This is a genomic window from Mesorhizobium sp. P171375 (assembly GCF_057786075.1).
In genome coordinates, this window is sequence record NZ_JBYNWF010000001.1 from 1,951,600 (window position 1) to 1,975,852 (window position 24,253).

Sequence of the window (24,253 nt, forward strand, 5' to 3'; positions counted from 1 at the left end):
ATACGCTTTGACGTTGTGCGATTGCTGGCGCATGGCGCAGACCACAGTGGGAACTGGGCGGCGATGACCACGAGGTCGATTGCCAAGTGCGGAACGGCAGCGTGGCCGCCGCGTCCATTCACTGTGATGTCGAAACCGTCCTGGGACGCCATCATCGGACCAAACGCATATGCCAAACTTTCCAATGTCGATGCCCCAGCCAGTTATGCATGCCAAAAACATTCGAGATTCCAAGGGATCTAGTAAGCGTTCCTCAACCATCTTGAACCCTCCAGAAGGAAGTTGACCTCTTCGGCAGGCTGGAAGATGAGAGCTACAGTGCCTCTCAATTCCACTGCCTGCCAGATACTTTGCCGGACCAAAACGGGGCTCGTGCGCTTGCAGACCCAAGACGAGCTATCGGATGCGGCGCGCGAAGGCACACGTATTTCAAGCAACGCGCGTTTGTGGGGCCTCTATTTCAGCGGTTCACTCATTTTGGCGCAAACGTTCCTGGGCCAGGGACTACAGTTCGTACCTGTCGCTCCGATTAGGCCTTTGTTCAGAAACCCGAGGGGCCGTGAGTCGACAGGACCCTAGAAGCGCCGATAATCGCGCCGTCAACTCGAAAGGGGAATTGGAACATGACAATCTCTCGCCGCAAGCTCATTAAAATGGGCATGGCCGCTGGAACTGCTTTATCGATGCCGTCGGTACTGCGGGCGCAAACGGAGCCGACCGCCGCGCGGACGGTGCGGATGATGATGGGTGACCTTACCGTTTTCGATCCGATCTTCACGACTGGTGACCTCACCTCCATCCATGGCCTGGCCATATACGAAACGCTGTTCGCACTCGACTCAGAGTTGAAGCCGCAGCCGCAAATGGTGGGAAAGTGGGGCGTTTCCGAGGACAAGAAGACCTATACGTTCGAGCTCCGGGATGGCTTAGGCTGGCACGATGGCACTCCCGTCACCGCGGCCGACTGTGTCGCTTCGATCCGCCGCTGGGGTCAAGTGGATTCCGGAGGGCAAATTCTCATGGAGCGGGCCAAGGATATCTCGAAGAAGGATGATAAGACATTCACGATCGCGCTTAAAGAGCCGCTAGGGCTATTGATCGACCTACTGGCGAAGGTATCGCAGCCGGTCCCATTCATCATGCGCGAGAAGGACGCTAGCCGCCCCGCAACCGAGCAGGTGACTGCGAATATCGGATCGGGGCCGTTCAAAGTCAATCATGCTCTTGCTAAACCGGGCGCGAGCTTCGCCTACGATCGGAACGAAAAATACGTACCCCGCAGTGAGCCATCGAGTGGATACGCCGGCGGGAAAGTCGTCAAGATCGATCGCGTCATCTGGGATAATATCGCCGATCAGCAGACCGCTTTGGCAGCTTTACAAGCGGGTGAGGTCGATCTGGTGATATTGCCCTCCGCCGATCTTTACCCCATGATCGAGAGCGATCCTAACCTTGTACTACAACTTCTGAACAAGTCGGGCACAGACATGTGTCTGCGCATGAATCATCTGCAGAAGCCATTCGACAACGTGAAGGCGCGCCAAGCGATGCTTCACCTGATCGATCAAGAGGCGTTTCTGAGCGTCACGGCCCCCGATCCAAAATATGGCCAACCCGTCACTTCGATATTTGGAAACACCACCCCTTACTCGAATGACGAAAATACGGGGTGGTACAAGAAGGGCGGCGACCCCGAAAAGGCTAAGCAACTCTTCAAAGAGGCGGGATACGCGGGCGAAAAGGTCGTCATTCTCGACCCAACGAGCTGGGCGGCGGCCCACGCCGCCTCGCAGCTTCTGGCGGCCACGCTGCAGAAGATCGGGGTCAATGCCGAGCTTGCACCGAGCGACTGGGGGGGGGTTGTTGCGCGGCGCGCCAACAAGGAGCCCGTCGAGAGCGGCGGCTGGAGCATCTTCATCACGGACGACCCTGACTACGTCCAAGGCGATCCAATCTCCGCGCCCTTCCTAGGCGCAAACGGCGACAAGGCCTGGTACGGCTGGCCGAAGAACGATGAATATGAGGCCCTGCGGGCCAAATGGGCGGATGTCGAAACACTCGACGAACGCAAGGAACTGGCCCGTAAAATGCAACGGATTTGGTGGGAGTTCGTCGGCGACGTTAGACTCGGCCAAACTATCTCGCCGTTGGCACGTAGCAAGGCACTCACTGGACTCATCGAGATGCCGCACCTTTTCGCGATGTGGAACATGCAAAAGGCCTCAGCCTGATGGTTGCCTACATCATTCGCAGACTAGTTTCGACCATTGCCGTCATGGCAATGGTCGGGGTCTTCGTCTTCCTGCTCTTGAGGCTGGCGCCCGGTGACCCGGCCGCGATTATCGCCGTCGGCCACGGCGGAGATGATCGCCGGCATCCGTGAAAAGCTTGGCCTGAACGATCCCATGCCAGTTCAGTTCTTTCATTGGGTGCGCGACATGCTCAGCGGTGATTTCGGCACATCAATCTTTGCCGGGCGACCGGTTCTCGAACTCATCTCACAGCGCCTTGAACCGACCATTTGCCTGTCGATCCTGACGATGATCCTTTCGGTGACGGTCGGGGTTTCGTTCGGTATCCTTGCCGCATGGCGAGCTGGCGGCCTGGTTGATCGCATCCTGACGGCATTCGCGACACTGCGACACTTGGTTTTTCCGTCCCGGTGTTCGTCATCGGCTTCTTTCTGATATGCTTGTTCGCGATCAGCATGCATTCGCTGCCGGTGCAGGGATACCAGCCTATTGGCCAAGGCCTTTGGCCCTGGCTTTATGCCGGTGATCCCCTGAACATGGACCCCTTCAAAACGCCTTCAGCCGCCTTCAGCGGAAATGTGGTTTGGGACCCACAATCTTGGGCGCGACGTGTTTGCACGAACAATGTTCGAGGCACGACGTGGCGCGGACCTTGTTGGTGGCAATGCGGCGGTAATGAGCGGTGGTCGCATGGCTGCGGCGACCGAGCAGCAGCTGCAGGTGCGCACGTCGGCGCCGGCCTCCAGAAGATGTCGACCCGTGGACCTGAGACGTGCTTGGCCGGCCAACTGCGACGACTGCGCCGAGATCGGTGATATTCTTGTCCATAGACGGTGCTTCTTTTGAGATGAGTGCTGCGACAGCAGCCATCTTGGCACGCCTCTCACGAGGATGATGCCGTTGCGGGCGCCGTCCACTCTCAAGAGAGCCTGAAGAACCTCGTCAAGCGCTATGCATCGATCAGAAGACGGTTGCGAAGTGGCGGCACCAAACTCGACCGCCGATCTTCCGACCGGTCCCAGAGAGCCGCGTTCGTCATTGCATCGCTGCCTTCAGCACCACGCATTTCGCGGTTGCCGCAGGCGGGCGCCGACAAGCTGCGTAACTGCACGCGACCGCGGACAAGATGACGATGGCGCAGTTCCTTCGGGATCTGATCCACACCATTCTGACCGACAACGGCATCCAGTTCACCAATCGCAGCTGCGAGCGCCAAACCCCGAGGCATGTCTTCGACGACGTCTGCGCCGACTATGGCATCGAGCACCGGCTCACCAAGATCAACCATCCATGGACCAACAGCCAGGTCGAGCGGATCAAACGAACCATCAGGGACGTCACCGTCACGTTTCCACTATGACCAGCACGATCAACTGTCGACTCGAATGCCGGGACCAAACAGCTAGGTCGATCCAGCCTCGTCGTTTCTTCGTCAACGGCCTCGTCAAAGACCGAGCGGCCGTGAGCGCAGCGATTATATCTCCCCGGTCCAATAGCCAAACCGAGGGGCAGATTACCAAACCGGAGCACTCACGGCGCCAAGATGGTTTCGACGAGTTTCACCCACCAACCGATGCCGTAAGGCAATGCCTCGTCGTCAAAATCAAAAGCTGGGTTGTGACATACAGCGGTCGGTCCGTTGCCAACAAAGATGTAGGCTCCTGGCCGCTCCTGGAGCATATACGCGAAGTCCTCCGCGCCCATGTTTATTCTTGTTGCAGCGTCTACGGAGGACGCGCCGACGAGATCTCGTGCCGCCTTGATGGCCAGCGTGGTCTCCTCCGAGTTGTTGGATGTAGCCGGCACAGAACGCATGTACTTGAATTCTATATCCCCGCCGAACGCCTGAGCGATGCCCCGGGCGACGGCCGGAATCTCTCGCTCGGCGAAGTCTCGCAGGGTGGACGCCAGAGCCCTGACCGTTCCGGAGATGGCAACTTGGTCGGGAATGACATTGTAGGCCTGGGCGGCACTCAGCTTGGTGACGGATATCACCAGCGACTCCAAAGGGTCGGTCCTGCGCGAAACCAAAACTTGCAGACCCAGAATGATCTGAGCTGCGATAACAACGGGATCCACGGTTCGATGTGGGTTGGCCGCATGGCCGCCAGTGCCCTTAACGAGGATATCGAAGTCATCCTGCGAGCCCATGATTGGACCAGGGCGGATGCCGAACTTGCCGATGTCAATGCCCGGCATAATGTGCATGCCATAAACCTGAGATATGCCAAAGCGATCCATGATCCCTTCTTCAACCATCCGCAGGGCGCCCGACGGGAGTTCCACTTCTTCGGCCGGTTGAAAGATTAAGGCGACAGTGCCTTTGAAGTTGCGGCTTTTGGCCAGGTGTTTCGCTGCACCCAAAAGCATGGCCGTGTGACCGTCGTGGCCGCACGCATGCATAATGCCCGGTATTTTCGACGACCAGGGTTTGTTTGAAGTTTCAATGATCGGAAGAGCATCCATATCCGCCCTCAGTCCGATCGTCGGCCCGTCTCCACCCTCGCCTTGAATCAACGCGACGATGCCAGTTTCAGCAATACCCATCTCGATGTGATTGATGCCGAACGAAGCCAGTTTTTCCGCCACAAACTTCGCTGTGTACTCCAACCGATAATCCAACTCCGGATTTTCATGTAGATAGCGGCGCCACTCGGTCGCCTCGCGCTGTAGTTCCCGGAAAGTTTCAATGCTTGTCATGCCGCATTAGCCTTTTGAATGAATTCTGCCGACCCACTTGCCAGCAACGTCCTGTCGGGAAATGGATGGCCGATATTTGTCCTTCTTGAGCGCGGTATGGCAATCCCGCTCAATAGGATGAGAATGTGCCCGAGAAGATTGGAGCAAAAGCGCGTCGGTTTGGTGCCAAACTGCACCGATTGCCGAAACAATACGCCAGAAAGCGTTACGTTTTGAAATGAACGCCAGCTTTTCAGTTAGCTCCGCAAGTGAGGCAATGGGAGGTGGTCGGCTTGAAAGCAAGAACTGCCGTGGAGGACCGCAAGGCTTAATGGCTTGAGGCACCTCTCCTGCGCTGCGTAAAGCGCACTCGCGATGATCATGTTGCAGCCGCGAGATTGAATGCACTCATGTAGCCCCGCAGCACGTTCGCAAACGGTCCTTCTTCAGCTGCAGCCGCCTGGCATGCAGCACCGGCTCGCTGTAGCCGTTGGGCAGGACTGTGCCCTTGAACACCAGGTCGCAGGCGGCCTGAATGGCGATCGACTTGTCGAAATCCGGCCATCGGCCGGTAGAGCGGATCGCCGACGTTCTGGCGGTCGCCGATCGCCGCCATGCGCTGTAGCGACTCCCTGACCTGGATTTCCGAGCACACCTTGTGGCGCAGCCAGTTGGCGATGTGCTGCGAGGAGATGCGCAAGGTGGCGCGGTCCTCCATCAGGCCGACATCGTTGATCGGGCACTTTCGAGCAGCCGACACCCTGGTCGATCCGGCGCACGACATAGCCGAGAATGCCTTGCGCGTTGTTGTCGAGTTCGCGCTGGATCTCGTCCGGCGTCCAGTTCGGCCGCCTGGCCACCGGCACCGACAGGATGTCGTCGAGCTTCGCCTTGGGCCGGTTCTTCAGCGCTGCCTGCACAGCATGCACATCGACCTTGTGGTAGTGCGTTGCGTGCAGCGTCGCCACCTTCGGCGAGGGCATGCTTGCCTTCTTTGTCCGACGCTAGCAGGTCGAGGTCACCTTTGCCGAAGTGCGCGCCATCGCGGGGTGAAGACCAGCCTCAATGGTCCGACTTGGCATCGAGCCACCCCTGCATCGCTCAGCCTCAATTCCCTCGTCACGACTTGGGCCGACAACCTGCTCAGCTATGACGCTGTACCCAATGCCGCGGCATAGGGTACACCAAACCGCTTCACATTCAGCGACGCCATCGCAGCCGTCCGCCTGCAATTGTGGACCGCAGACATTTATCCGGGCAATGTCTGACGATGTCGGACATGCGACATAGTGGTATGAGCGCCATCAGGTTGTTTCAACACGTCTTCTCCTTTGGCACGGCGCATGCAAGCAACGCCGTATCACGGACCGAGAATCTAGTCGGAGGTCAGTGATGCCTATTTACCTCGGCCCGCCGCACAGCACGCAACGGAGGTCAACGCCAATGACAAAAAGGGCGCTCATCCTGGTTGAAGGCCACAGTGGTATTGGTTTGCTATACGTGAAAGCGGCCCGGCGTCTTGGTCTGCATCCAATTACTCTGTCGGCTAATCCAACTCAGTACGACTATCTTATGGCGGAAGGAATTGAGGCAATCCGTGTCGATACAGACAATCTCGATGCGCTAATCCACGAATGTGCCCGGGTACGTGCGACCTTTGATATTTCGGGCATTACCGGCTTTTCGGGCGCCGACGAGTCGGCCTGTGTGATGGCTTCCGAACTCTGCCGGCGTTTCGATCTACCGGGACCGAACCCCGCATCGATTGAACGATGCTGCAACAAATTCACTCAACGTCAGCTTCTCGCCAAGGCCGGGGTTCCAGTACCTGCTTATCGCTTGGCGAGGAATGCGACGGATGTAGAACGCGCCGCCGAGGAGATCGGCTTGCCAGTAGTTCTTAAGCCAGTCGTGGGCAGCGGCAGCAGCGGTGTCCAATTGTGCCGCAACGCCGACGAGTTGGCTGAACATACGGCCTATCTCTTGGGCGGCGATCACATATGGCGGTCTTCGCCGAGCTTACTGGTCGAGGAATTCGCACAAGGCCCACAATACGGGGCCGAGATAATGGGAAATGAAGTCGTTGGGATAGCGCCCGCCGACTTCGGCCCCCACCCGCATTTCGTCTTTCATGGTGTGAGCTTTCCGGCTCCGCTAGCCGATGTGGAGCAGAAACGTATCGTCGATGTTTCGCTGAGCTGTTTGCGAGTTCTGGACCTTGGCTGGGGACCATCGAACGTTGAAATCCGGTGGACGAAGCGCGGCCCAGTCGTTATCGAAGTCAATCCGCGTCTCCCTGGCACGCCTACTCCTCAGTTGGTTCAGCTGGCTTACGGTATCGATCTCGTCACTGAGCACATCAAGCTTGTCATCGGTCAGGAGTGGGATTTGCGCAGAAGGCATTCGCACCCTGCGGCCGCTCGGTTTCTAATTCCTGATGGCGATGGCATCCTCGACTTAATCAATAGCAATAGGGCAGCTGCTATACCAGGTATAGTCGAAGTCAAGTTCTATGTTGAGCCCAAGACACCGATCCACAGGAAAGGCGATTACCGCGACGCGATCGGACATATCATCGCCGTTTCACCCAGCTTTGCCCAGACCGAGACGATACTCCAGGATGCTGTAGACTTAGTCGATTGGTCGATCACACCATTTTCGACTCCCTCCGAATGGCAACCTAGCTCCTACCTGGCAGGCCATTAAGAGACCGTGGTTCACGCAAGAGCAGATCATCGGCGCATTGCGCGAGCATGAGCGGGATCAGGCCGGCATGGGTGACGTAACGACGACGGAAGGAAGCAATGGTCAGGGTTGCCTCAGCTATCCGCACTGCGAGCGGCGGTTGCATGCGTGGAGTTGCGCATGAAGCCTTTATCGTCGGCAGGATCGAGGCGGAGAAAGACATCACGGTCGATGAAATGGTCCTGCGCCTGCGCGAGGACAAATCCGTTCCCATCGGTCGCAGTGCTCTCCGAGCCTGGTTGCGCAACCGTGGCTGGACGAGAGCGTTCCGTTCTGGAACACCGTTGGCCAAATCGTCAAACTGTTCGAGCCGCACGAATGCGCAAACTACTTCGCAGCAGCCGGATATGACCCCGATCCCCCATAAAGGGCGGCGGCCCGAGCGCCGATCCCGTAGGGAAGCAAGACCCCGCAAGGACGTCATGCGCGGCGAAGCGGAAAGCTCGACAAGCGCTTGACTTCAACCTGTCGAATAGAGAAGCAACCCTCGTCTTTCAATCCCACGAAAGGGCGGGCCACCGATCTCGGCCCAGGAACATGACGTCTAGCGCCGAAACAGCTTACCGGTTTCTACGGCATCTCACCTCACAATCCTTCGCCATGCCATTCGGAAGCAACATCATTACGGCAAACCGATAAAAAGCTGAGGCCAGCCGCCGCCAGCCACATGCGACGCTGTTTCGAACCCTTGGCAATGACCAGGTCCGGATGCCCAAGATCGGCAGCGCGGCCCGTCGCACTACAAGGCGATACGCTACGTAGAAAACTCTACGTCAAGCGCGCCCAGTGCGGTAGGATCGACTTCATCATGAACGCCGCGTCATCGTTCACATCTACAGATCTCGCCGGATTTGCACTTGCGACGTCCGTCAACCTCTCCTCATTAAGGCGCCTCACGCCTTGGCCCGAGTTGCGCGGATCGGAGAGTCTAGCCCGCCCGTACGCCTTGACTTTTTCGGAACTGGTCCAGCGGCGGGGCTGGTGCGTTTGCGGACCTAGAGCGAGCTATCGGATCCGGCCTGCGGAGGCGCCCGCATTTCAAACAACGCCCCTTTGTGGGGCCTCTATTTCAGCGGCGCACTCATTTCGACGCAAACGTTCCTGGTCCAGGGGCTACAGTTCGTACCTGTCGCCCGATCATGTCGCTTATTAGCGATAACCGAGGTGAAGACAAGACTTTAGAAGCGTCGAATTAATCGCGCCGTCTACTCGAAAGGGGAAGGAAATATGAGAATCTCTCGCCGCAACCTCATCAAAATGGGCATGGCCGCTGGAACTGCTTTATCGATGCCGTCGGTACTGCGGGCGCAAACGGAGCCAACCGCCGCGCGAACGGTGCGGATGATGATGGGTAACCTTACCGTTTTCGATCCGATCTTCAACACGGATGATCGCACCTCCATTCATGGCCTGGGCATATACGAAACGCTGTTCGCACTCGACTCCGAGTTGAAGCCGCAGCCGCAAATGGTAGGGAAGTGGGGCGTTTCCGAGGACAAGAAAACCTATACGTTCGAGCTCCGGGATGGCTTAGGCTGGCACGATGGCACTCCCGTCACTGCGGCCGACTGTGTCGCTTCGATCCGCCGCTGGGGTCAAGTGGATTCCGGAGGGCAAATTCTCATGGAGCGGGCCAAGGATATCTCGAAGAAGGATGATAAGACATTCACGATCGCGCTTAAAGAGCCGCTAGGGCTATTGATCGACCTACTGGCGAAGGTATCGCAGCCGGTCCCATTCATCATGCGCGAGAAGGACGCTAGCCGCCCCGCAACCGAGCAGGTGACTGCGAATATCGGATCGGGGCCGTTCAAGTTCAATGAAGCTCTTGCAAAGCCAGGTTCGAGCTTCACCTACGATCGCAACGAAAAATACTTACCCCGCAGTGAGCCGTCGAGTGGATACGCCGGCGGGAAAGTCGTCAAGATCGATCGCGTCATCTGGGATAATATCGCCGATCAGCAGACCGCTTTGGCAGCCTTACAGGCGGGTGAGGTCGATCTGGTGATGTGGCCCTCCGCCGATCTTTACCCCATGATCGAGAGCGATCCTAACCTTGTACTACAACTTCTGAACAAGTCGGGCACAGACATGTGTCTGCGCATGAATCATCTGCAGAAGCCGTTCGACAACGTGAAGGCGCGCCAAGCGATGCTTCACCTGATCGATCAAGAGGCGTTTCTGAGCGTCACGGCCCCCGATCCAAAATATGGCCAACCCGTCACTTCGATATTTGGAAACACCACCCCTTACTCGAATGACGAAAATACGGGGTGGTACAAGAAGGGCGGCGACCCCGAAAAGGCTAAGCAACTCTTCAAAGAGGCGGGATACGCGGGCGAAAAGGTCGTCATTCTCGACCCAACGAGCTGGGCGGCGGCCCACGCCGCCTCGCAGCTTCTGGCGGCCACGCTGCAGAAGATCGGGGTCAATGCCGAGCTTGCACCGAGCGACTGGGGGGGGGTTGTTGCGCGGCGCGCCAACAAGGAGCCCGTCGAGAGCGGCGGCTGGAGCATCTTCATCACGGACGACCCTGACTACGTCCAAGGCGATCCAATCTCCGCGCCCTTCCTAGGCGCAAACGGCGACAAGGCCTGGTACGGCTGGCCGAAGAACGATGAATATGAGGCCCTGCGGGCCAAATGGGCGGATGTCGAAACACTCGACGAACGCAAGGAACTGGCCCGTAAAATGCAACGGATTTGGTGGGAGTTCGTCGGCGACGTTAGACTCGGCCAAACTATCTCGCCGTTGGCACGTAGCAAGGCACTCACTGGACTCATCGAGATGCCGCACCTTTTCGCGATGTGGAACATGCAAAAGGCCTCAGCCTGATGGTTGCCTACATCATTCGCAGACTAGTTTCGACCATTGCCGTCATGGCAATGGTCGGGGTCTTCGTCTTCCTGCTCTTGAGGCTGGCGCCCGGTGACCCGGCCGCGATTATCGCCGGCAAGTCGGCCACGGCGGAGATGATCGCCGGCATCCGTGAAAAGCTTGGCCTGAACGATCCCATGCCAGTTCAGTTCTTTCATTGGGTGCGCGACATGCTCAGCGGTGATTTCGGCACATCAATCTTTGCCGGGCGACCGGTTCTCGAACTCATCTCACAGCGCCTTGAACCGACCATTTGCCTGTCGATCCTGACGATGATCCTTTCGGTGACGGTCGGGGTTTCGTTCGGTATCCTTGCCGCATGGCGAGCTGGCGGCCTGGTTGATCGCATCCTGACGGCATTCGCGACACTTGGTTTTTCGGTCCCGGTGTTCGTCATCGGCTTCTTTCTGATATACTTGTTCGCGATCAGCATGCATTCGCTGCCGGTGCAGGGATACCAGCCTATTGGCCAAGGCCTCTGGCCCTGGCTAGAGCACCTCATCCTGCCGACGCTCACTTTGAGTATCGCTTATATTGCTTTCATCGCGCGCATAGCGCGAGCGAGCATGCTGGAGGTCCTGTCGGAAGACTATATGCGAACGGCCGCCGCCAAGGGCGCGTCGTCCTATGCCATGCTTTTCCACCATGCGCTTAAGAATGCAGGTGCTCCGATCCTCACAGTGATCGGCTTGAGTTTCGCTGGTCTGATCGGGGGTGTCGTCATCACGGAAACGGTTTTCAACGTACCTGGCGTGGGTCGCTTGGTGGTCGATGCGATCAACAATCGCGATTACCCGATCATTCAAGGCGTGCTCATCCTTGTTTCGGGCCTTTACGTCTTGATCAATCTGGCGGTCGATCTTTCCTACACACTGGTCGATCCTCGCATCCGGTACTGATATGGCACTCCTCTCCCCACCAGTTGAAGCCGTCGCGACGGGCCCCCTGCAAATATCTGACCTGCCGCGTCTCGCAAGGCGGCAGCCACTGGTCGTGCTTGGCGGCGGCCTCCTGGCGCTAATGATCGTTCTAGCACTCGCTGCCCCGCTTTACGTCGGCGATCCTCTCAACATGGATCCATTCAAACGTCTTCAGCCAGCTTCGGCTGAGATGTGGTTCGGAAGCGACAATCTGGGGCGGGACGTGTTTGCACGAACAATGTTCGGCGCCCGGATCTCCCTCATGGTGGGATTGATATCGGCGGCGGGTGCAGCTCTCGGCGGCCTTCTCATCGGTGTCCTCGCCGGCTATAGCCGCGGCTTCGACAGCATCGCGATGCGGGTCATGGACGGACTGATGTCGATCCCCACGGTTCTCCTAGCCATCGCGCTGATTTCCCTGACCGGCCCCGGAGTCGGTATCCTCATCTTCGCCATCACGATCGTCCAGCTGCCAAGCGTCACCCGGATCGTTCGTTCGGTGGTTATGAGCGTTCGGCAGCGTCCCTATGTCGAAGCCGCGATTTGCGGCGGTGCGCGCCTGCCGAAGGTGCTGTGGCGGCATATCCTGCCGAGCACCATTCCTGCGCTTATGGTGCAAAGCGCCATTGTCTGCGCAGATGCGATTCTGACAGAGGCCGGGCTAAGCTTTCTCGGCGTGGGAGTCCCGCCCGACATCCCCAGCTGGGGAAACATGATCTCTAGCTCTCGCTTGTATCTCGCTATCGCTCCGTTGACCGTCTTTGCTCCCGGCATCTGCCTCGCGGTCATGGTCCTTGCCGTTAACCTTCTTGGGGACGGCTTGCGCGACTTTTTCGATCCCCGTGCGAAGCGGAGGCGCTGACATGCAAATGCATACGACAATAGGCCAAATGCATACGACGATAGGCGATGACGTGCTTCTCGATGTCCGAGACCTTGAGACACACTTTTACGGCGAAGACAGCGTCACCCGCGCGCTGGGCGGCATCAGCTTCCAGGTCAAGAGTGGCGAAACACTCGGCATCGTCGGCGAATCCGGATGCGGCAAGAGCGTCACCGCTCTTTCAATTCTCCGCCTGCTGCCGAAGCTGAGCGCCAGGACCGTTGGCGGCGAGATCCGATTTCGCGGGCGCGACCTTCTAAAACTCTCTGAACGAGATATGCGAGGAATTCGTGGTAACCAGATCGCCATGATTTTCCAGGAGCCGATGACAAGCCTGAACCCGGTATATACCATCGGTCACCAAATCGCCGAAGCGGTGCAGATTCACACCAAGGCCTCCCGGCCAGAAGCGATGGCCAAGGCGCAAGAGCTGCTTCGTCTGGTCCGCATCGCGGATCCCGACCGTCGGGTTGACAACTATCCCCACGAAATGTCGGGCGGCATGCGCCAGCGCGCCATGATCGCCATGGCGCTTGCCTGCTCACCGGAACTTCTGATTGCCGATGAACCGACAACTGCGCTCGACGTCACCATCCAGGCCCAAATCCTGCGGCTGGTGGTTGAATTGAAAGAGCGCATGGGAACGGCGGTGATGTTCATCACGCACGATCTGGGCGTCGTCGCCGAGACGTGCCAACGCGTGATTGTCATGTATGCCGGCCGCATCGTGGAGCAGGCGAGCGTCATTGATCTGTTCGCGCGCCCTGCGCACCCCTACACTCAGGGACTGATGCGCTCGGTGCCTGATCGGCGGCGCGGCCGACAGCATCGTCTGCCAGAAATCCCTGGTATCGTACCCAGCCTGCGCGAGCCGATTATCGGATGCAGTTTCGCGCCTCGCTGTCCGTTCGCGATAGACATTTGCCGTGAAAAGACGCCGGTTGTGATTAACGTCGGGCCGGGCCACGCCGCTGCTTGCTGGCGCGCCGAAGAGGTGGTTAGCGCATGAGCGGACCTCTGCTGAAAGTCGAGAACCTAACCAAGCATTATCCGCTCGGTGCGGGGTTCCTGAACAAGACCATCCCGGTGGTGCGCGCGGTCCAGGATGTATCCTTTTCCGTCGAGGCTGGCGAGACGCTCTGTATCGTCGGCGAATCCGGCTGCGGCAAGTCCACTATCGCGCGTCTGCTGATGCGGCTTGCGGAACCGACGAGCGGACGCGTGCTGATCGAGGGCACCGACATCGCCGGTCTCAAAAAGGGTGCTTTGCGTGCCTGGCGGCGGCGGATGCAGATGGTCTTCCAGGATCCCTATTCGTCGCTAAACCCGCGCATCACCGCCGAAAAGATCATTACTGAACCCGTCGAGAATTTTGAGCACCTCAGCCGCAAGCAACGCAAAGAGCTTGCCGCGGAGCTTCTGCGAAAAGTTGGCATGTCGGCTCAGATGATGGACAGGCTCCCGTCCGAACTGTCGGGTGGTCAGCGGCAGCGGCTCGGCATCGCACGGGCTCTGGCTCTCCAGCCCTCGCTCATCATCGCCGATGAGGCAGTTTCGGCCCTCGACGTTTCCGTACAGGCTCAGATCCTGAACCTGCTTCTGGATCTCCAGCAGCAGATGGGCATCGCTTTCGTCTTCATCTCCCATGACCTTGGCGTCATCGAGCATATCGGCCATCGTGTCGCGGTCATGTATCTGGGGCGGATCGTGGAGCTCGCCCCATGTGAGGCACTCTTCGCCAAGCCCGTCCACCCTTACACCGAGGCGCTGATCGCGGCAGCCCCGATCCCCGATCCGACGCGAGTTCGGCTGGAGGCGCCCGTCGAGGGGGAGGTGCCGAGCCCTGTCAATCCGCCCAAGGGCTGCGCGTTCCATCCGCGCTGCCCGCTCGCGGTCGAGCGCTGCCGAATCGAGGTGCCGCCTTTAGTACCGATGGCTGACGGGCGCGTCGTCGCCTGTCATGTGCGCGCTCCGGCTGAAGGCATTACAGGACAGTCGGATGGGAGGGCAGCGCTCGACTTGCTCCCGTCGCATAGCCGCACGGTTTGGTCCACCGGAACATCAAGGCACTCAAAACAGCACTCGTGAAAAGCAGGAATCATGGAAAGAGATTCACACGAAAGTGGTCGTCATCCAGCCCATGATGACGATGGCTTTGACACTGTGGGTTCCATTGCCACAAATGTTGAAAAAGGTTTCAGAATGGCGGCAGTTGGCGACCTTCTCTATGCGCGGCCAGTAACAAAAAGTCATTATCCCGGCTTGGACGATGTCCTCAAGATCTTTAATGGGGCCGACGTTACTTTTGGCAACTTGGAAACCAATATCTTGGATGTTCTGCCAAAGGATGCCCGCAGGCTGAGTACGGCGGAGCGTATTGCATCAGCGACCCGGAACTGGGAGTTGATTTGAAAGCGATGGGCTTCAATATGGTCAGTCGCGCGAACAACCACACGCTCGACTGGGGCGTCGAAGGGATGCGCGAGACAAGCCGCGCGCTTGATAGCCACAGGATCATCCATGCAGGCGCTGGCGAGAACCTCGCACAGGCGGGGGCCGCCCGCTTCCTGGAGACGCCTCGCGGGCGTGTTGCGATGTTGTCGTTTGCCTCGACGTTCGGGTCCATGGCGCGTGCATGTGATCCAGCTGGCGAGGCCCCAGGCAGACCGGGCCTGAACCCCCTTCGTTTGACGAGGAGCATCATACTCCCGCTCGACATGACGCCGCAGGCACCATATCCTATGAGATCTTGACCTCGCAGGGTGATCGCTACCACCGGCAATGACTGAGGGCCCCACGTATGTGTCATCAAACGTTCTGCGCAGGAGGATGGTTTCGACTGTCGTGGGTAGTCGGGATATCCAACTTCCTGCTTCTCAAGCTGGCGTCCGGCCAGGCGCTGGCAACGACGACAAGGTGACGACTGCGCAGCGTTGATTGGGCGCAACGATCTGACGTTTCTCACGGTAGTCGATTAGTCCCGCGTCTAACGAGGGAAGGGCGCCCCTTCGCCTCGGCATCGATTACTATTATCGAGCCAAAGCTCTCGATCTTATGAGTTCTCTATTTCACGGCGTGACTCGATTTGGAATAAACTGTGCATCGTCATGTGCCATTCTGCCGCGCCTATGAAGTACGGGCGCTCTGCAGAGAACAGGCCCACAAACAAAGAGTAGTTGCCATATGAGCCTTCCCAAAGAGGTCTTAGTAGCAGGCGGCGGTATCGTTGGCATTAACTGCGCCGTCGAATTGCAGCGTCGTGGCTGCAGCGTGACACTTATCGACCCTCGATCACCCGGCGACGGTTGCTCTTTCGGCAACGCGGGCAACGTTGTAGCAGGGGCGGTGGTGCCCTTTTCCATGCCAGGAAATCTCCTAAAGATTCCCTCTTGGGTGTTTTCGCCTTACGGACCTCTATCCATAAGTTTGCGCCACCTCCCACGACTCGCGCCGTTTTTATTGCGGTGGCTTAGGGCGAGCCATCCCGCAAACGTGAGGCATATTTCAAGGGCGATGCATGCGTTACATAAGGAGACGTTCAATCTTTACCTTCCACTGTTGCAAGAGCTTGGAGAGACAGATCTGATTACGAAGGCAGGTCAACTTTATGTTTCGCGTCATTCCCACGGCGCGGATGGCACTACACTTAGTCGTGTCTTGCGCGCTGAGGCCGGGGTCCGCGTTGAAGCCCTTTCGGGGGGGCAAGTCCAAGACCTTGTGCCAGCTTTGTCCGCAGCTTATGGTAGCGGGATATTCTTTCCTGACAATGGCTTTTGCGCCAACCCGTACCGGCTGGTTCAGGTCCTTGCCCATGCTTTTGTGGCGCGTGGGGGGACGGTTCGGCGTGCCGCCTTGGTGGCTGTCGAGCGCAGTCCCGAAGGTGGTGGAACTGCCATCCTGGAAGGCGGAGCGCGGCAGCGGTATGATGCTCTGGTAATTGCAGCCGGCGTATGGTCTCGTCGGCTTGCTAGTATGTTTGGGGCTCGCGTGCCTCTAGAGGCAGAACGGGGCTATCATATTACTCTGCCTCAGTCGGGCGTCCACCTGAACTTGCCTGTGACGAACTGTGACTTGAGTATATCTGCTACGTCGATGGAGATGGGGTTACGCATTACCGGAGGTGCCGAGTTCTCCGGATTGGAGGCGAAACCCAACTGGCATTTCGCCGACCGCATGCTCAAATTAGGGATGATGACGTTTCCGGGGTTGGAGCGCTCTGGAGCAAAACAATGGGTAGGCATGCGGCCCTCACTCCCGGATGGCTTACCTGTGCTGGATCGTGCGACTGGTGACCGCAACGTGATCTTCGCATTCGGCAATGGACACTATGGTTTGACGGAAGCACCAATGATGGCGCGTCTCGCAACAGCCTTGATGATGGACGAAAGGCCTTCAATCGATATATCGCCTTATTCGCTCTCCCGATTCAATCGCGCGCAAGTGTTTCCGGCTATGCACCCTCTTACTGAATGCTAAATCTTGACTTTGCGAAAGCCTTACGACTTAGGCGATCGCCGGCAGAATACCAGGCCACCATTTGATTTACCGGCACGGCCCAGGCTTCGCTCGTGGCGATCACGACGTCTAGTGTCCTGATTCTGAAGTTTCTGCCATTCTGGTTTGATTTCCGGCGGTCTGGATCGTTGCGAGGCAGAAGCGTTTGATGCCGTTGAGGATATCGTCGGCCGACTTTGTCCATCTGAAGGGTCTGGGATCGGCATTGACGGTTTCGATATAGGCTGTGATTGCCGTCTCCAGCTCCTGTGTCGACCTGTGGAAGCCGCGCCCGATCTGCTTTTCGGTGAGGTTGGCGAAGAAGCGTTCGACCTGGTTGAGCCACGACGCGGCCGTCGGCGTGAAGTGGATGTGCCAACGAGGCCGCTTGAGAAAGAAGCCTGGCACTGTGCTGGTCTGTGGGTGGCGTAGTTGTCCATGACGATGTGGATATCGAGGTCAGCCGGCACATTGGCCTCGATCTCGCGCAGGAACTTCAGAAGTTCCTGCGCGCGGTGGCGTTTGAAGCAGCGGCCGATGATCGTGCCGATAGCGGCATCGAGTGCGGCAAACAGCGAAAGGGTGCCGTGCCGCGTATAATCGTGGCTGCGCCATCGCTTCATCGACAGGAGGCCCGGCGATCGACTGGCACAAGGGTCCCCACGACAGGTATGGATGGGCGCGATCATAGATGTGCTTCCTGCCGCCCACGCCGGGCAGCGTAACGAACCCGGCAATGCTTGCCGCATTGCCCACATACGGCCCGGCCTTGAGGCACCACGCTGCAGACGCAAAAATGAAAGGCGTCACTCCACTCGTCTGGCTCCAGGAAACCCTCAGCGTATCGCCAAGGGCTGGACAATCTCCCGCATCGATCAGCTCATGCCGTAGAACTTCAGCCCGGATACGCTATGAGCTAACCGCAACCACAGACCCTGCCGGAAAGAACGATGACCACAGTGCTGTCGATGCAACAGACGCACTTACTAGGTCAGCCTGTCCGTATGTTTCGGCGTGCAATTTTGGGTCTGACGCACTCTCGATGAACTTCGGGATCATACGGCATCGATCAGCCTGGCTTCCAGGAGGTCGAGCGTTCCGCGTCCATACATCTGCCGTTTCACAAGCTTGAGCTTGGCGATCTGTCCCTCTGTTTGACCGTTGGATCATGGTTCGGTGATCGCGGCGCGGACGGCGGCATGTCGCGAATTGTGCCATTGACGAAAGACGCGATGAGGCTTTTGCCGGCGTCGGCGATCCACGGCTCGAAATCATCGGCAAGCTTCTTGCTGATCATGGAATGGAAACCGGCGATCAGGTTGCGTGCTTCCACCAGCAGGGGCACGCCCGCCTCGATGGCGGCGATCATGACCGTGTCGGCTTTGCTCAGATAATCACGGGCCGTCGTCATCAGCCGCGCGATCGTTCTGGCTGACGGCACCTGTGGAGCGCCGCGTTTGTCTCATCACGCCGCAGGTATCCTTCGTATGGCTTCTCCACGTGGGTGAGCAAGTCGGGATTGATCGTCGTAGGGCCGATCGCAGTTCGGATTATCCGCATCGACTTGCGAACGGCGTCGAGGAAAGCCGCGCTCGCATTCTTCATGAGCGTCGGCGACCTGAACCGCATTCGGTGATGACTGGCGGTGGCTTCGCCGTAACCGCCCCCGCGGTCGCGCAAGACGGTTTCGATCTCAGGGTGATCGGCCAGCCAAGCCTCGACCCCGGCAACTTCAGCAACAACGTCACGACCCGCCGTCGCTCCAGATCGCAGACGATCGTGCCGTACAGCGATGGTTACGGCGATAGGCCCAGTCGTCGATGCCGACAATCTTGATAGGGTCTGTTCGTAAACAGGCCCGTCGCCACCCGCCAAATGTGTCGTTGCTGACCGGAACCATCAGCCGCTTTGCGAAACTAGCCGCCGGCCTGCGGCCAAGCGCCAGTCCAAGGTGATGAACGATACACTCCAATCGCGAGGTCCGGCGCGATCGCTCGGTGACAACACTGTCGTCAAAGCGCTCGGCGAAGATTCTTCGACGGCACAATGTTGCATCGCAGACGAAGCGCCGCGCGACGAGGCGGAGCTCTACCTTCGTCCCACTACAGGGAAGATCGGACACGCGTCGAACATAGCGGCTGTGGACGCGGCTCGACACTCTGCGGCAAAGAGGCAAGGCCGCGCCAGCGTCCCTGACCGCGCGGTAATGACGATCACTCCTTCGTTCTCAGCGATGGCCTCGACAACAATCCCGCCGGGATCAAGGACGACAAACGCAAATTTCTCACCATGGTGCTGATTCGCGTCAGAAAACAGCACCACGCCGCCATGCAAAATCATCAAATGTGAGTCAGACCCCAATTTTTACCCCCAATGTGGAGTGCGCCCCTGAGGGTGGACAGATCGGGATTGGCGAATTGACCGGCCTTCCGGGTTTTCGGAAAGAGAACCCATGGCAAAGCATCGCAGTCATAGCATCGAGTTCGAACGCCAGGTCGCGCAGGAGTTCGTCTCCGGCGAGACCTTGCACGGTCTGGCGAAACGTCACGGCGTCTCGCGCAACCTGATCCGCATCTGGGTCCGCAAATACGAGGAAGGCGCATTCGACGACGAGGCGCACGCCGCCGACCTGCTTCAGGAATACGAAGCCCGGATCGCAGCGCTGGAACGCCTCGTCGGCAAGCAGGCTCTGGAACTGGAGTTTCTAAATGGGGCTCTGAGAAACGCACCGCGGCCGAGAAGCGGGACTACGTCCGTCATCACCGGCCCCCGGGCATCTCCGTCGCTGAAGGATGCCGGCTGATGCGCATCGCTCGATCGACCTACTACAACCGCCCGGAAATGGCAGCGGTCAACACCGCGATCGTCGAAGCCATGTTCGCGATCTGCGACGAGTTCGCATCCTATGGCTACCGCCGCGTCGGCGCCGCCCTGCGACAGCGGGGCATGTGGTGAACCACAAAAAGCTCCGACGCCTGATGCGGCAGCACGATCTGCAGCCAAGGGTCAGGCGGCGCTTCATTGCCACGACCGACAGCAATCATGAGGGTCCGATCTTCCCGAACTTGGCCATGGGTATCGATCCGATCGCCCCAAACCAGCTCTGGGTCTCCGACATCACCTATGTCGCCCTGCCCAGTCGCTTCATTTATATCGCGGTCATTCTGGACGCGTGGTCGCGCCTGATCGTCGGCTACGCCATCGGCCGGTCCATCGATGCCCGCCTGACGATAGCAGCCTTGAAAGCGGCTATCGAACGGAGAAGTCCGCCTCCAGGTCTCGATGCCGGCTCAATACTCCCCAGAAGTGCCGTTTGAATCTTCCCAGTATAGCGCTGCCGCCGGTCTTCCGGAGCGCGCTCCGGGAGACCGGCGGCGCGTAATCGTTGATGCTTCTCCTGATGGTCGGGAGAGGGATTTCGGTGATCAAGATCGGGGAGATGATGATGATACTGGATTTGCATCGGCAGGGCCTGTCGGTGTCGGCGATCGCCAGGGAGAGCGGGATCGACCGCAAGACGGTGCGCAAATACATAGCGCGCGGGCTCGAGGCTCCGGCCTACGGACCACGCAAGCCGCGTCAGGCGGTAATCGATCCCTTCACGGCCTATCTTCGCGAACGGGTCACGCGATATCCCGGGCTCACCGGCAGCCGGCTTTTCCGCGAACTGAAGAACCTCGGCTATGGCGGCGGCTACACGGCCGTTACCGACTTCCTGCGCGACGTCCGTCCTGCCGCGGCGGAGCGTGGATACGAGGTTCGCTTCGAGACCCCGCCCGGCGAGCAGGCGCAGACCACGCCGAGAATCGTCTGGCTATTCTCCATGGTGCTTGGCTTCAGTCGCCTTATCTGGGCACGCTTCGTCGTCCACCAGGATCTGCCGACTGTCTTGCGCTGCCATGCTGGGGCTTTCGAGGCGCTGGGCGGCGCTCCTCGCGAAGTGCTTTACGACCGTATGAAGACGGCTGTGATCGGCGAAGGCGATACCGGCGGCATCGTCTACAACCGTGCCCTCGTCGATCTTGCCCGCCAGTTACCGCGCCAAAACAAAAGGCAAGGTCGAGCGACCGTTCCGCTACATTCGCGAGGACTTCTTCCTGGCCCGGTCCTTTCGCAACCTCGAAGACTTGAATGCGCAGTTGCGTCACTGGCTGGACACGGTCGCAAACCCGAGAGTTCACGCAACCACACGGCGTGTCGTCAACGAAGCTTTTGCCGAGGAGCGGGCAGCGCTCCGGCCGCTGTCGTTGGCTCCGTTCCGATCGGTCCTGAAGCTCGAGCGACGCATCAGCCGGGAGGGCATGGTTAGCGTTGGCGGCAATTTCTATAGCGTGCCCGACGCCACCAGGCGCCGTGTCGTCGAGGTGCACACTCTGGCCGAAGAGGTACGCATCTTCGAGGACGGCGCACTGATTGCCATCCATCCCATTCTAGAAGGTCGGCACCAGCGTCATGTCGAGCCCGGGCATCGCAACATCCACGTCCACAAGCGCCGACAAATACTGAGGAACGACGAGGTCATCCTTCATGGCTCAGGCGACAGGGTCGCTCAGCGCCCGTTGGCCTTCTACGATGCCGTCGCCCGGGTGATGGCGAAGGAGCAGCGTCCATGACGAATGCGCTCGATACCACGCCATCCACAATCGACCGGATCCGCCACGATCTCGTCGGCCTGAAGATGCCACGAGCGCTCGAAGCGCTCGATCATATCGTGCGCCGGCTCGAGCAAGGCGAGATCGCCGTCCTCGAAGCCATGGACATCCTCCTTTCGGAAGAGTTGACCCTCCGCGAGAACAGCCGGATCAAGACGGCACTGCGCATGGGGCGTCTGGCCACGACCAAGACGCTCGCCGGCTTCGACTTCTCTTCCAGCCCTCGCTCGACCGAGATCGAATCTTCACGCTCGCCCAACTCGGCTTCGTCGCCCGCTGCGAGGTCGTCCACTTCCTCGGCCCACCCGGCACAGGCAAGAGCCTTCTGGCCATCGCACTTGCCGTCGAGGCTGTGAAGGCTGGAAAGAGCGTCTATTTCTGCACGCTCGCCGAACTCATCGCCGCACTGGCAAGGGCCGAACGCGAAGGCCGCCTGCAGGAACGCATCCGCTTCTTCTGCCGGCCTGCTCTGCTCGTTGTCGACGAGATCGGCTACTTGCCCGTCATCCACGGTGGCGGCAATCTGTTCTTCCAACTCGTCAACGCCCGCTATGAGAAGGGCGCCATGATTCTCACCTCAAACCGCGGCTTCGCCGAATGGGGCGAGGTCTTCGGCGATCCTGTCATCGCAACCGCACTTCTCGATCGCCTGCTTCATCATATGCGGTCGTCGTCCAGATCGAAGGATCGAGCTATCGGCTCCGACAACACGCCGAGCTCATGCCCGACACCTGCGATCAAAAGCCTCCATCACGCCGCCGACGCTCAACGCACCATCACGACCGCGCGGCCGGCCGCCGAAAAATGGACACCCTTCCGCAACAGCCTGAGCGGCGAAACTGGGGAATTTTACTTCGGCACTTTTGGGGAAAATTCGAGCGGCATTGACACCAGGCTGCGTTCATCTTTCCGATCGAGGCTCTCAATACGCAGCACAGGTCTACGGGATGCGCTGCCTGATCGGCTCGATGGGCCGCAGAGGGAACCCATACGACAACGCAAAGGCGGAGAGCTTCATGAAAACGCTGAAGCTCGAGGCAGTCTACCCGATGGCTTTCGAGACCTTCGACGACATCGCCGAGCACCTTCCCCGCTTATCGAGGAGGTCTACAATAAACGCAGGCTCCATTCGAAGCTCGGATATCTGAGCCCGCAGCAGTTCGAGGATCAACACATCCGGCAGACTGGCAAATCAGCAGCCTGAATCTGTCCACCCTCAGGGGCGCACTCCAACGTGGGATCAAAGTTCGGCGCCGATTGACACTGTTCCGTTGAAGACGTCCATGTTCGGAACCCGACACACTGAGCGCAAGTATTCCGCCGTAACGGCGCGAAACACATGGTTTCGCGCCTCTTGCTCGCACAACCTCTCGTGGCACGCCGTTTGCATGGAACACGGCGAAGCAACTGTTACGACCATAGCGGTCTCGCAGTCCCCAGCCGAGGAAGGTCTGCATGAAACTTACTCGAACAATCCACATCCATACGACAGACGCCGCGCTGTGCGTCGCGCCAATTGACGCTTTGACGCATCCGTCGCGGCTGCCGCTGTCATTCACCCAGCAGCGGCTTTGGTTCCCCACGTCTGGAGGGTGCGAGCGCGGACTCTATCACCACCACCATCGCGAGCGGATGGGTCTCCTCCCCAACAGCAAATCACATGTGAAAGAGCCTGACGGGAAGTGATATGTCAATCCAGAATCGCACCCATTCCATCGGCCCTGTAGGAAGCAGGTCGAGCATCACGACTGCAGAAATTGTCAAAGCAGCCGCCGATGAAGTCTGGAAGCCATACATGCAGCACCAGACGTTCGATGGCGAAGCTGAGGCTGAGGCTATCGCCGAGGGTGGGCAGCAGCCTGGGAATCATTCTGGCGACGGTAAAGCTCTTTGTTGCGGCACCTTCGGCGAGTTACTACAAGGCCAGTTGCCAATCAATTCCCATTCTCGCGACTCCCATTTCCTGATCACGATGCCCATCGCGCTCTTTTCTCGGGCCCACTTCATGCCGACCGCAGGCGACCGATACGTAACCGTTTATCCGCCACATAAAGTCAAAGCAAAACGACTGGCTGAGAACCTCGTTAATGCGCTCGGCGTCTCAGGAGGAACCCTCCTTTTGCAATCTGAACTCCCCGAAGGCAAAGGGCTGGCTAGTTCGTCTGCGGATCTTGTTGCGACTGCACGGTCAATTGCGTGCTGCTTCAATCGTAGGGTCCAGACATCGTTAATCGAGAATCTCATGGCGGGGATCGAGCCGTCCGACGGGGTGATGTACCCCGGCGTAGTCGCATATCAACAGCGATCCTGTAGGCTGCTCTCTTTCCTCGGGCAAATGCCGCCCCTTGCTATTGTCGGTATCGATGAAGGAGGGACGGTCGAAACCGTTGACTATGATCAGCAACGAGGTGAAATCTCGGCCAATGACAGAGCACAATATCAGAGACTGCTCGACCGCGCGCGAGTAGCAATTCCGCAGGGCGACACGGTCACTATAGGCAAAATAACTACAGCCAGTGCACTCCTGCATCAGGAGCGGGCGCCGAAGGGACATCTGAACGCGACGTTGAAAGCATCCCAGGAGACGGGCGCGCTCGGAATCATAATCGCGCACAGCGGCACGATGACTGGAATTCTGCTTGATCGAAGGGCGCCTGACTTCCTACCGAAGCTTCGGTCGGTGGTCGACCATGTATCGCCATTCGACAACTCACCAAAAATCTATGTTTCCATGAACTGATACTCATAGTC

Annotated in this window: 14 protein-coding genes and 10 pseudogenes; 19 read left to right on the forward strand and 5 right to left on the reverse strand. The window is 58.7% G+C overall.

Annotation, left to right across the window (positions count from 1 at the left end; genetic code table 11):
- Positions 1-623: 623 nt before the first annotated feature.
- The 3 genes and pseudogenes from ACYHH6_RS09385 to ACYHH6_RS09395 all read left to right on the forward strand — a co-directional run.
- Complete coding sequence (locus ACYHH6_RS09385) at positions 624-2,231, forward strand: ABC transporter substrate-binding protein (RefSeq protein ID WP_488473645.1); 1,608 nt, start codon at positions 624-626, stop codon at positions 2,229-2,231.
- Positions 2,231-2,764: pseudogene (locus tag ACYHH6_RS09390) on the forward strand (ABC transporter permease); the annotation flags it as partial. The gene ACYHH6_RS09385 and the pseudogene ACYHH6_RS09390, both read left to right, overlap by 1 nt.
- Positions 2,741-2,891: pseudogene (locus tag ACYHH6_RS09395) on the forward strand (ABC transporter permease); the annotation flags it as partial. The pseudogenes ACYHH6_RS09390 and ACYHH6_RS09395, both read left to right, overlap by 24 nt.
- Here the strand turns inward: ACYHH6_RS09395 and ACYHH6_RS09400 are convergent.
- Positions 2,820-3,004 (reverse strand): annotated as a pseudogene (locus ACYHH6_RS09400) (integrase); the annotation flags it as partial. The pseudogenes ACYHH6_RS09395 and ACYHH6_RS09400 overlap by 72 nt on opposite strands.
- A 371-nt stretch (positions 3,005-3,375) precedes the next feature.
- On the opposite strand from ACYHH6_RS09400, the pseudogene ACYHH6_RS09405 reads away from it, so the two are divergent.
- Positions 3,376-3,628: pseudogene (locus ACYHH6_RS09405) on the forward strand (IS481 family transposase); the annotation flags it as partial.
- A gap of 154 nt (positions 3,629-3,782) precedes the next feature.
- Here ACYHH6_RS09405 and ACYHH6_RS09410 read toward each other — a convergent pair.
- Both ACYHH6_RS09410 and ACYHH6_RS09415 read right to left on the reverse strand, forming a co-directional pair.
- Entirely contained in the window at positions 3,783-4,952 is a 1,170-nt protein-coding gene (locus tag ACYHH6_RS09410) for a M20 aminoacylase family protein (RefSeq protein ID WP_352593668.1), read from the reverse strand.
- 387 nt (positions 4,953-5,339) lie between these two features.
- A pseudogene (locus ACYHH6_RS09415) lies at positions 5,340-5,920 on the reverse strand (malate synthase G); the annotation flags it as partial.
- A gap of 454 nt (positions 5,921-6,374) precedes the next feature.
- On the opposite strand from ACYHH6_RS09415, the gene ACYHH6_RS09420 reads away from it, so the two are divergent.
- The 9 genes and pseudogenes from ACYHH6_RS09420 (at position 6,375) to ACYHH6_RS09460 (ending at position 16,832) form a co-directional block, all read left to right on the forward strand.
- Positions 6,375-7,637, forward strand: a complete 1,263-nt coding sequence (locus ACYHH6_RS09420; RefSeq protein ID WP_352593658.1) for an ATP-grasp domain-containing protein — start codon at positions 6,375-6,377, stop codon at positions 7,635-7,637.
- Between the two features lie 155 nt (positions 7,638-7,792).
- Positions 7,793-7,936 (forward strand): annotated as a pseudogene (locus ACYHH6_RS09425) (IS630 family transposase); the annotation flags it as partial.
- A gap of 967 nt (positions 7,937-8,903) precedes the next feature.
- Positions 8,904-10,511: an ABC transporter substrate-binding protein gene (locus tag ACYHH6_RS09430; protein WP_488481985.1), complete on the forward strand. Its 1,608-nt coding sequence runs from the start codon at positions 8,904-8,906 to the stop codon at positions 10,509-10,511.
- Positions 10,511-11,452, forward strand: coding sequence for an ABC transporter permease (locus tag ACYHH6_RS09435; protein ID WP_488473648.1), 942 nt, complete (start codon positions 10,511-10,513; stop codon positions 11,450-11,452). The genes ACYHH6_RS09430 and ACYHH6_RS09435 overlap by 1 nt, the downstream gene beginning before the upstream one ends.
- Before the next feature lies 1 nt (position 11,453).
- Positions 11,454-12,335, forward strand: a complete 882-nt coding sequence (locus tag ACYHH6_RS09440; protein ID WP_352522248.1) for an ABC transporter permease — start codon at positions 11,454-11,456, stop codon at positions 12,333-12,335.
- A gap of 1 nt (position 12,336) precedes the next feature.
- A complete protein-coding gene (locus ACYHH6_RS09445; RefSeq protein ID WP_352522247.1) occupies positions 12,337-13,365 on the forward strand; it encodes an ABC transporter ATP-binding protein in 1,029 nt (342 codons plus the stop codon).
- A complete protein-coding gene (locus tag ACYHH6_RS09450; protein ID WP_352522246.1) occupies positions 13,362-14,444 on the forward strand; it encodes an ABC transporter ATP-binding protein in 1,083 nt (360 codons plus the stop codon). The genes ACYHH6_RS09445 and ACYHH6_RS09450 overlap by 4 nt, the downstream gene beginning before the upstream one ends.
- Before the next feature lie 12 nt (positions 14,445-14,456).
- Positions 14,457-15,076 (forward strand): annotated as a pseudogene (locus ACYHH6_RS09455) (CapA family protein); the annotation flags it as partial.
- A 463-nt stretch (positions 15,077-15,539) separates the two neighbouring features.
- Positions 15,540-16,832 carry an NAD(P)/FAD-dependent oxidoreductase gene (locus ACYHH6_RS09460; RefSeq protein WP_352522245.1) on the forward strand — a complete coding sequence of 431 codons (1,293 nt, stop codon included), beginning with the start codon at positions 15,540-15,542 and terminating at the stop codon, positions 16,830-16,832.
- A gap of 108 nt (positions 16,833-16,940) precedes the next feature.
- Here ACYHH6_RS09460 and ACYHH6_RS09465 read toward each other — a convergent pair whose 3' ends face one another.
- Positions 16,941-17,258, reverse strand: a complete 318-nt coding sequence (locus ACYHH6_RS09465; RefSeq protein WP_435053491.1) for a hypothetical protein — start codon at positions 17,256-17,258, stop codon at positions 16,941-16,943.
- A 647-nt stretch (positions 17,259-17,905) separates the two neighbouring features.
- A pseudogene (locus ACYHH6_RS09470) lies at positions 17,906-19,141 on the reverse strand (transposase family protein).
- Positions 19,142-19,302: 161 nt separating this feature from the next.
- Between ACYHH6_RS09470 and ACYHH6_RS09475 the strand changes: the two are divergent.
- The 6 genes and pseudogenes from ACYHH6_RS09475 to ACYHH6_RS09500 all read left to right on the forward strand — a co-directional run bounded on the left by ACYHH6_RS09475 (position 19,303) and on the right by ACYHH6_RS09500 (position 24,242).
- The gene (locus ACYHH6_RS09475; RefSeq protein ID WP_352593274.1) at positions 19,303-19,653 is read left to right on the forward strand and encodes a transposase; all 351 of its coding nucleotides are present in this window, start codon (positions 19,303-19,305) and stop codon (positions 19,651-19,653) included.
- Positions 19,653-19,805, forward strand: a complete 153-nt coding sequence (locus tag ACYHH6_RS09480) for a hypothetical protein (RefSeq protein ID WP_352593271.1) — start codon at positions 19,653-19,655, stop codon at positions 19,803-19,805. Before ACYHH6_RS09475 ends, ACYHH6_RS09480 begins: the two co-directional genes overlap by 1 nt.
- Entirely contained in the window at positions 19,802-20,167 is a 366-nt protein-coding gene (locus ACYHH6_RS09485; protein WP_352593268.1) for a DDE-type integrase/transposase/recombinase, read from the forward strand. The genes ACYHH6_RS09480 and ACYHH6_RS09485 overlap by 4 nt, the downstream gene beginning before the upstream one ends.
- A 104-nt stretch (positions 20,168-20,271) precedes the next feature.
- Positions 20,272-21,463: pseudogene (gene istA / locus ACYHH6_RS09490) on the forward strand (IS21 family transposase).
- Positions 21,460-22,332: pseudogene (istB, locus tag ACYHH6_RS09495) on the forward strand (IS21-like element helper ATPase IstB). Before istA ends, istB begins: the two co-directional pseudogenes overlap by 4 nt.
- Positions 22,333-23,189: 857 nt before the next feature.
- Positions 23,190-24,242 (forward strand): GHMP family kinase ATP-binding protein, encoded by a 1,053-nt coding sequence (locus ACYHH6_RS09500; RefSeq protein ID WP_352593265.1) that lies wholly within the window; start codon positions 23,190-23,192, stop codon positions 24,240-24,242.
- The last annotated feature ends 11 nt before the right edge of the window (positions 24,243-24,253 follow it).

Coding starts and splice junctions, on each gene's coding strand:
- ACYHH6_RS09385 (WP_488473645.1), top strand. CDS start 624: ATGACAATCTCTCGCCGCAAGCTCATTAAAATGGGCATGGCCGCTGGA.
- ACYHH6_RS09410 (WP_352593668.1), bottom strand. CDS start 4,952: ATGACAAGCATTGAAACTTTCCGGGAACTACAGCGCGAGGCGACCGAG.
- ACYHH6_RS09420 (WP_352593658.1), top strand. CDS start 6,375: ATGACAAAAAGGGCGCTCATCCTGGTTGAAGGCCACAGTGGTATTGGT.
- ACYHH6_RS09430 (WP_488481985.1), top strand. CDS start 8,904: ATGAGAATCTCTCGCCGCAACCTCATCAAAATGGGCATGGCCGCTGGA.
- ACYHH6_RS09435 (WP_488473648.1), top strand. CDS start 10,511: ATGGTTGCCTACATCATTCGCAGACTAGTTTCGACCATTGCCGTCATG.
- ACYHH6_RS09440 (WP_352522248.1), top strand. CDS start 11,454: ATGGCACTCCTCTCCCCACCAGTTGAAGCCGTCGCGACGGGCCCCCTG.
- ACYHH6_RS09445 (WP_352522247.1), top strand. CDS start 12,337: ATGCAAATGCATACGACAATAGGCCAAATGCATACGACGATAGGCGAT.
- ACYHH6_RS09450 (WP_352522246.1), top strand. CDS start 13,362: ATGAGCGGACCTCTGCTGAAAGTCGAGAACCTAACCAAGCATTATCCG.
- ACYHH6_RS09460 (WP_352522245.1), top strand. CDS start 15,540: ATGAGCCTTCCCAAAGAGGTCTTAGTAGCAGGCGGCGGTATCGTTGGC.
- ACYHH6_RS09475 (WP_352593274.1), top strand. CDS start 19,303: ATGGCAAAGCATCGCAGTCATAGCATCGAGTTCGAACGCCAGGTCGCG.
- ACYHH6_RS09480 (WP_352593271.1), top strand. CDS start 19,653: ATGCGCATCGCTCGATCGACCTACTACAACCGCCCGGAAATGGCAGCG.
- ACYHH6_RS09500 (WP_352593265.1), top strand. CDS start 23,190: ATGTCAATCCAGAATCGCACCCATTCCATCGGCCCTGTAGGAAGCAGG.